Origin of the sequence: Streptomyces radiopugnans (assembly GCF_900110735.1) — a bacterium.
GTDB lineage: Bacteria > Actinomycetota > Actinomycetes > Streptomycetales > Streptomycetaceae > Streptomyces > Streptomyces radiopugnans.
The window spans coordinates 593,513-599,809 of sequence record NZ_FOET01000002.1; the positions used below are offsets into that span (position 1 = coordinate 593,513).

Sequence of the window (6,297 nt, forward strand, 5' to 3'; positions counted from 1 at the left end):
CCGACACACGTCCAACGTGCCACACGGCCCCCGCCGAGGGGAGGGGCCGCGCCCGGAAGGGGCCCGCCGCCCTGGTGGCGCGGCGGTGCGGCCCTCCCGCCGCGGAGGTCATCCGGCGTTCAGCATGTGGACGACCGCGTCCCACACCGTGTCGGCGAGTGCCTCCTTGGGGCCGTGCGGCACGGGTGTCTCGCTGCCGTCCGCGCCCAGGACGACGGCCTCGTTCTCCTCCGCACCGAAGGTCTTGTCCTCCCCCACCTCGTTGACGACCAGCAGATCGCACCCCTTGCGGGCCAGCTTGGCCCGGCCGTTGGCCAGGACGTCGTCGGTCTCGGCCGCGAAGCCGACGACCACCTGTCCGGGGCGGGGGCGGGCGGCTGAAAGCTCGGCGAGGACGTCGGGGTTGCGGACCAGGACGACCGGCTCCGGCTCCTGCCCCTCCCGCTTCTTGATCTTCCCCTGGGCGTAGCGGGCGGGCCGGAAGTCGGCCACGGCCGCGGCCATGACCACCGCGTCCGCGTCCTCGGCGGCCTTCAGCACCGCCTCCCGCAGCTGTACGGCGGTGCCCACCGGCACCACGTCCGCGCCCGCGGGGTCGGGCAGGGCGGTGTTGGCGGCCACCAGGGTCACCCGCGCGCCACGTGCCACCGCGGTGCGGGCCAGGGCGTACCCCTGCCGGCCCGAGGAGCGGTTGCCCAGGAAGCGGACCGGGTCCAGCGGCTCGCGGGTGCCGCCCGCGCTGATCACGACGTGCCGTCCGGCCAGGTCGCGCCCGGGCGCGGCGCCGCGGGCCAGGACCCGGCGGCAGACCTCGAAGATCTCGCCGGGGTCGGGCAGGCGTCCCTTGCCGGTGTCCTTTCCGGTCAGCCGTCCGACGGCGGGCTCGATGACGACCGCGCCGCGGCGGCGCAGGGTGGCCACGTTCTCGGCGGTGGCGGGGTGCTCCCACATCTCGGTGTGCATGGCGGGTGCGAAGATCACCGGGCAGCGGGCGGTGAGCAGGGTGTTGGTCAGCAGGTCGTCGGCGAGGCCGTGGGCGGCCCGGGCGAGGGTGTCGGCGGTGGCGGGCGCGACGACGACCAGGTCGGCCTCCTGCCCGATGCGCACGTGGGGGACCTCGTGGACGTCCTCCCACACCCCCGTGGTCACGGGGTTGCCCGACAGCGCCGCCCAGGTGGGCTCGCCGACGAACCTCAGCGCCGACCCGGTCGGCACCACCCGCACGTCGTGACCGGACTCCGTCAGCCTCCGCAGCAGTTCGCACGCCTTGTAGGCGGCGATGCCGCCGCTGACCCCCAGGACCACCCTGGGCTTGTCGGACCTGTCCATCCCTCGCCTCTCCCCGGCTCGGCGGCCCGTCGGCCGCTCGGCTCACTCTCGGCTCGCTGTCGCGCGTCGGCGGCGGGCGCGTCGGGGGCGCTTCCGCCGGTACTCATGACACACCACGGGCCCGGCAGTCGCGCTGCCGGGCCCGTGGCGGTGGTGATGGTGCCGTCGTGCGGCCGGCCGGCCGCCGTGGGCGGCCGGGGCCTCACTGCGCCGGGTTGTCGACGGCCTCGGAGGTCAGCAGACCCGCGTTGATCTCGCGGAGCGCGATCGACAGCGGCTTCTCGTGGACGTGGGTGTCCACCAGCGGGCCGACGTACTCCAGCAGGCCCTCGCCGAGCTGCGAGTAGTAGGCGTTGATCTGGCGCGCGCGCTTGGCGGCGTAGATCACCAGGCTGTACTTCGAGTCGGTGGCTTCGAGCAGCTCATCGATCGGCGGGTTGATGATGCCCTCGGGCGTGTTGATGGAAGAGGACACGCTCTACCTTCCGCTGCGGTGGATAAGACGGGCAGTGATCCGGCCGGGCCCCGGTGCGGGAAGCCTCCTGCCGGTGTCCCGGAATCCGGCGGCTGTCCTGCCCGGCCCTCCGGCGACGATCACGAAACCTTCATCAAGGCTAGCAGCTCGCGGCTGACGTCCTCGACGGAGGTGTTGACCAGGGTCACGTCGAACTCCGACTCGGCGGCCAGTTCGACCCTGGCCGCGGCCAGCCGCCGCTCGATGACCTCGGGGGACTCGGTACCGCGGCCGGTGAGGCGGCGGACCAGCTCGTCCCAGCTGGGCGGGGCCAGGAAGACGAGCTGCGCCTCGGGCATCGACCCGCGGACCAGCCGCGCGCCCTGGAGGTCGATCTCCAGGAGCACCGGTTCGCCCGCCTCCAGCCGCTCCAGGACGGCCCGCCGCGGAGTGCCGTAGCGGTTGCCCGCGAACTCGGCCCACTCCAGCAGCTCGCCGTTGGCCACCAGCTTGTCGAACTCCTCGTCGTCCACGAAGAAGTACTGGACACCGTGCTGCTCGCCGGGGCGCGGCCTGCGGGTGGTGGCGGACACCGAGAGCCAGATCTCCGGATGGACCTTGCGCAGATGGGCGACGACCGTGCTCTTGCCGACCCCGGAGGGGCCGGAGAGCACGGTCAGTCGCGGACGTTCACTCATACGGCGATTATCCCGGTTCCCAGGGGGACCTGGAAACGTCAGGCGGAACCGCCGCCGAACTCGCGCTCCAGGGAGGCGATCTGGTTGGATCCCAGGCCGCGCACCCGGCGGCTCTCGGAGATGCCGAGCCGCTCCATGATCTGGCGGGCACGGACCTTGCCGACGCCGGGCAGGGACTCCAGGAGGGCGGAGACCTTCATCTTGCCGATGACGTCGTTCTCCTGGCCCTGCTTGATGACCTCGTGGAGCGAGGCGCCGGAGTGCTTCAGTCGGTTCTTGACCTCGGCGCGCTCCCGGCGAGCCGCGGCGGCCTTCTCGAGCGCGGCTGCGCGCTGTTCAGGGGTAAGGGGCGGAAGAGCCACGCCTACGTCACCTCGGATGTCGAACTGGTCGGATATTGGTCGGTGAGGAACCTAGTGGCCCCGCACCTGCGGAGCAACGAGCAACACGTCCCCCGGCGCCCTCCGGACCTGCGAGGACCCCGGAATTCGCGGTGCTCTCGTCGGAGACTAGCGGCCGATCGCGTCTGAGTCAGCGAGAACAGGGGAAAAGTCCAGGTCAGACTTGAGCCGACCTGGACATTTCCGGACAAATGGTTGCAGTCGAGGGGCTGATTCCGCGGGGTTCCCCGGTTTTTCCGGACCCTCCGGTTCTGCCCGGGCTCCTCAGCCCAGGACCTCCCGCAGGCCGTCGGCCTCCCTCTCCGCGGCCTCCCGCAGGGCCTCCGGCGAGGGTCCGCGGCCCAGGACGCCCCGGCTGATGCTCGGCACCACGTTGCGCACCGCGCCGCCGAAGACCCTCGGCAGGTCGGCCGCGGTGGCGCCCTGGGCCCCGAGCCCCGGCGCCAGCAGCGGGCCGTTGACCGCCAGGTCCGCGCCGGTCTCCCCCAGCGTCGCTCCGACCACCGCGCCGACCGGGCCGAGCGGATCGGCCCCGGCGTTCTCGCGGGCGATGTGGTCCAGCACCGTCTGGGCGACCGACGCACCGCCCTCGGCGGTGGCGCGCTGCACCTCGGCGCCCTCCGGGTTGGAGGTCAGGGCGAGGACGAAGACGCCCGAGCCCGCTGCCCGCGCCGCGTCCAGGGCGGGGCGCAGCGAGCCGAAGCCCAGATAGGGGCTGACGGTGACGGCGTCGGAGAACAGCGGGCTGCCCGGGTCCAGGTAGGCGGCGGCGTAGGCGGCCATGGTGGAGCCGATGTCGCCGCGCTTGGCGTCGGTGAGCACCAGGGCGCCGGCCGAGCGGGCGTCGGCGATCGCCCTCTCCAGCACGGCGATCCCGCGCGAGCCGAAGCGCTCGAAGAACGCGGACTGCGGCTTCAGGACGGCGACCCGGTCGGCGAGTGCGTCCACCACCGTGCGCGTGAACCGCTCCAGACCCGCCACGTCGTCGTCCAGACCCCAGGCGGTGAGCAGCGAGGCGTGCGGGTCGATGCCGACGCACAGCGGGCCGCGGTCGTCCAGGGCGCGGCGCAGCCGGGCGCCGAACGGCTCGGGGGCGTCCGGGGCGTGCGGCGTCCGGGCGGTCTCCGGGGTGGTCATCGGGAGGTCACCTTCCGGGTGTCGGCGCCGACGGCCTCGGCGAGAGTGGCGTACGGGCCGGCGGCCAGACGCGCGGCCAGGCCCCGGTGGACGCGGCGGCACCACAGCGGCCCCTCGTAGACGAAGGCGCTGTAGCCCTGGACGAGGGTGGCCCCGGCCAGGATGCGCTCCCAGACGTCGTCGGCGGTGCGCACCCCGCCGACGCCGACGAGCGTGACGCGGTCGCCGACGCGCGCGTACAGGCGGCGCAGCACGGCCAGGGAGCGGTCCTTCAGCGGCTCGCCGGACAGTCCGCCGGCGCCGACGGCCTCGATCTCGGCGCGGTCGGTGGCCAGGCCCAGGCCGTCGCGGGCGATGGTGGTGTTGGTGGCGATGATGCCGTCCAGGCCCAGCTCCACGGCGAGGTCGGCGACCGCGTCGACGTCCTCGTCCGCCAGGTCGGGGGCGATCTTGACCAGCAGGGGGACGCGGCGGCCGGGCACCGCGTCGTCGGCGGCGGAGCGCACCGCCGCCAGCAGCGGGCGCAGGTGCTCGGTCGCCTGGAGGTTCCGCAGGCCGGGGGTGTTGGGCGAGGAGACGTTGACGACGAGGTAGTCGGCGTACGGGGCCAGCCGGGAGGCGGAGAGCGCGTAGTCGCCGGCGGCCTCCCCCTCAGGGGTGATCTTGGTCTTGCCGATGTTGACGCCGACGGTGGCGGGGAAGACGGCCCGGCGTCCGGCCAGGCGGGCGGCCACGGCGGCGGAGCCGTCGTTGTTGAAGCCCATGCGGTTGACCAGGGCCCGGTCGGCGACCAGGCGGAACAGCCGCGGTGCGGGGTTGCCGGACTGGGGGTGGGCGGTGACGGTGCCGATCTCGACGTGGTCGAAGCCGAGCATGGTGAGCCCGTCGATGCCGACCGCGTTCTTGTCGAAGCCGGCGGCGAGCCCGAAGGGGCCGCGCATCCGCAGGCCGAAGGCCTCGGTGGCCAGGGCGCGCGTCTGCGCCCGGCTCGGGGCCGCGACGGCCGCGACGAGGGCGCGCAGGCCGGGGACGCGGGCGGCCAGCCGGATCAGGGCGAACGCCAGGTGGTGCGCCCGCTCGGGGTCCAGGCGCTTGAGGATCAGGCGGAACAGCAGGGGATACATACGGGTCTTCCGTGCGGCGGTGCGGTACGGGATCCGGCGGCGGGGCGCTCTCGCGGTGAGGGGGACGCCGCTGCCGGCGTCCCCCTCACCCCTGGTCACCTCCCGCGGGCGGCGGTGAGGTGTTCTGCGTGTTCCTGCAGGGAGCGGACTCCGACCTCGCCGCGTGAGGTGGCCTCGATGCCCTGGACGGCGGCGGCCAGGGCCTGGACGGTGGTCAGGCAGGGCACGGCGCGGGCGACCGCGGCGGTGCGGATGTCGTAGCCGTCCAGGCGGCTTCCGGTGCCGTAGGGGGTGTTGACGATGAGGTCGACCTCGCCGTCGTGGATGAGCTGGACGATGGTCCTCTCCCCGTTCGGTCCCTCGCCCTCGCTGTGCTTGCGCACCACGGTGGCGTCGATGCCGTTGCGCTTGAGGACCTCGGCGGTGCCGGAGGTGGCCAGCAGCTCGAAGCCCATGGCGACCAGCTCGCGGGCCGGGAAGACCATGGCGCGCTTGTCGCGGTTGGCGACCGAGACGAAGGCGCGGCCCTTGGTGGGCAGCGCGCCGTAGGCGCCGGCCTGGGACTTGGCGTAGGCGGTGCCGAAGACCGCGTCGATGCCCATCACCTCGCCGGTGGAGCGCATCTCCGGGCCGAGCACGGTGTCCACGCCGCGGCCGTGGACGTCGCGGAAGCGGTTCCAGGGCAGCACGGCCTCCTTCACCGAGATCGGCGCGTCCAGCGGCAGGGTGCCGCCGTCGCCGCTCGCCGGCAGCAGGCCCTCGGCGCGCAGTTCGGCGATGGTGGCGCCCAGCGAGATGCGGGCGGCGGCCTTGGCCAGGGGGGTGGCGGTGGCCTTGGAGGTGAAGGGGACGGTGCGCGAGGCGCGCGGGTTGGCCTCCAGGACGTAGAGGATGTCTCCGGCCAGCGCGAACTGGATGTTGATCAGTCCGCGGACCCCGACGCCGCGGGCGATGGCCTCGGTGGAGGCGCGCAGCCGTTTGATGTCGTGGCCGCCCAGGGTGATGGGGGGCAGGGCGCAGGCGGAGTCGCCGGAGTGGATGCCGGCCTCCTCGATGTGTTCCATCACGCCGCCGAGGTAGAGCTCGGTGCCGTCGTAGAGGGCGTCGACGTCGATCTCGATGGCGTCGTCGAGGAACCGGTCGATCAGCACCGG

Annotated in this window: 7 protein-coding genes; all 7 read right to left on the bottom strand. The window is 73.7% G+C overall.

Annotation, left to right across the window (positions count from 1 at the left end; translation table 11 throughout):
• Positions 1-108 precede the first annotated feature (108 nt).
• Positions 109-1,329, bottom strand: coding sequence for a bifunctional phosphopantothenoylcysteine decarboxylase/phosphopantothenate--cysteine ligase CoaBC (gene coaBC / locus BMY40_RS07430; protein WP_093656667.1), 1,221 nt, complete (start codon positions 1,327-1,329; stop codon positions 109-111).
• Positions 1,330-1,531: 202 nt separating this feature from the next.
• Positions 1,532-1,804 carry a DNA-directed RNA polymerase subunit omega gene (rpoZ, locus tag BMY40_RS07435; protein ID WP_093656669.1) on the bottom strand — a complete coding sequence of 91 codons (273 nt, stop codon included), beginning with the start codon at positions 1,802-1,804 and terminating at the stop codon, positions 1,532-1,534.
• 119 nt (positions 1,805-1,923) lie between these two features.
• The gene (gene gmk, locus BMY40_RS07440; protein WP_093656671.1) at positions 1,924-2,481 is read right to left on the bottom strand and encodes a guanylate kinase; all 558 of its coding nucleotides are present in this window, start codon (positions 2,479-2,481) and stop codon (positions 1,924-1,926) included.
• A 38-nt stretch (positions 2,482-2,519) separates the two neighbouring features.
• Complete coding sequence (locus BMY40_RS07445) at positions 2,520-2,843, bottom strand: integration host factor (protein WP_093656674.1); 324 nt, start codon at positions 2,841-2,843, stop codon at positions 2,520-2,522.
• A 303-nt stretch (positions 2,844-3,146) separates the two neighbouring features.
• A complete protein-coding gene (pyrF, locus tag BMY40_RS07450) occupies positions 3,147-4,019 on the bottom strand; it encodes an orotidine-5'-phosphate decarboxylase (protein WP_093656676.1) in 873 nt (290 codons plus the stop codon).
• Positions 4,016-5,143: a quinone-dependent dihydroorotate dehydrogenase gene (locus BMY40_RS07455; protein WP_093656856.1), complete on the bottom strand. Its 1,128-nt coding sequence runs from the start codon at positions 5,141-5,143 to the stop codon at positions 4,016-4,018. The genes pyrF and BMY40_RS07455 overlap by 4 nt, the downstream gene beginning before the upstream one ends.
• 95 nt (positions 5,144-5,238) lie before the next feature.
• A partial coding sequence (locus BMY40_RS07460) for a CarB family protein (protein WP_483883290.1) occupies positions 5,239-6,297 on the bottom strand: 1,059 nt, incomplete at its 5' end.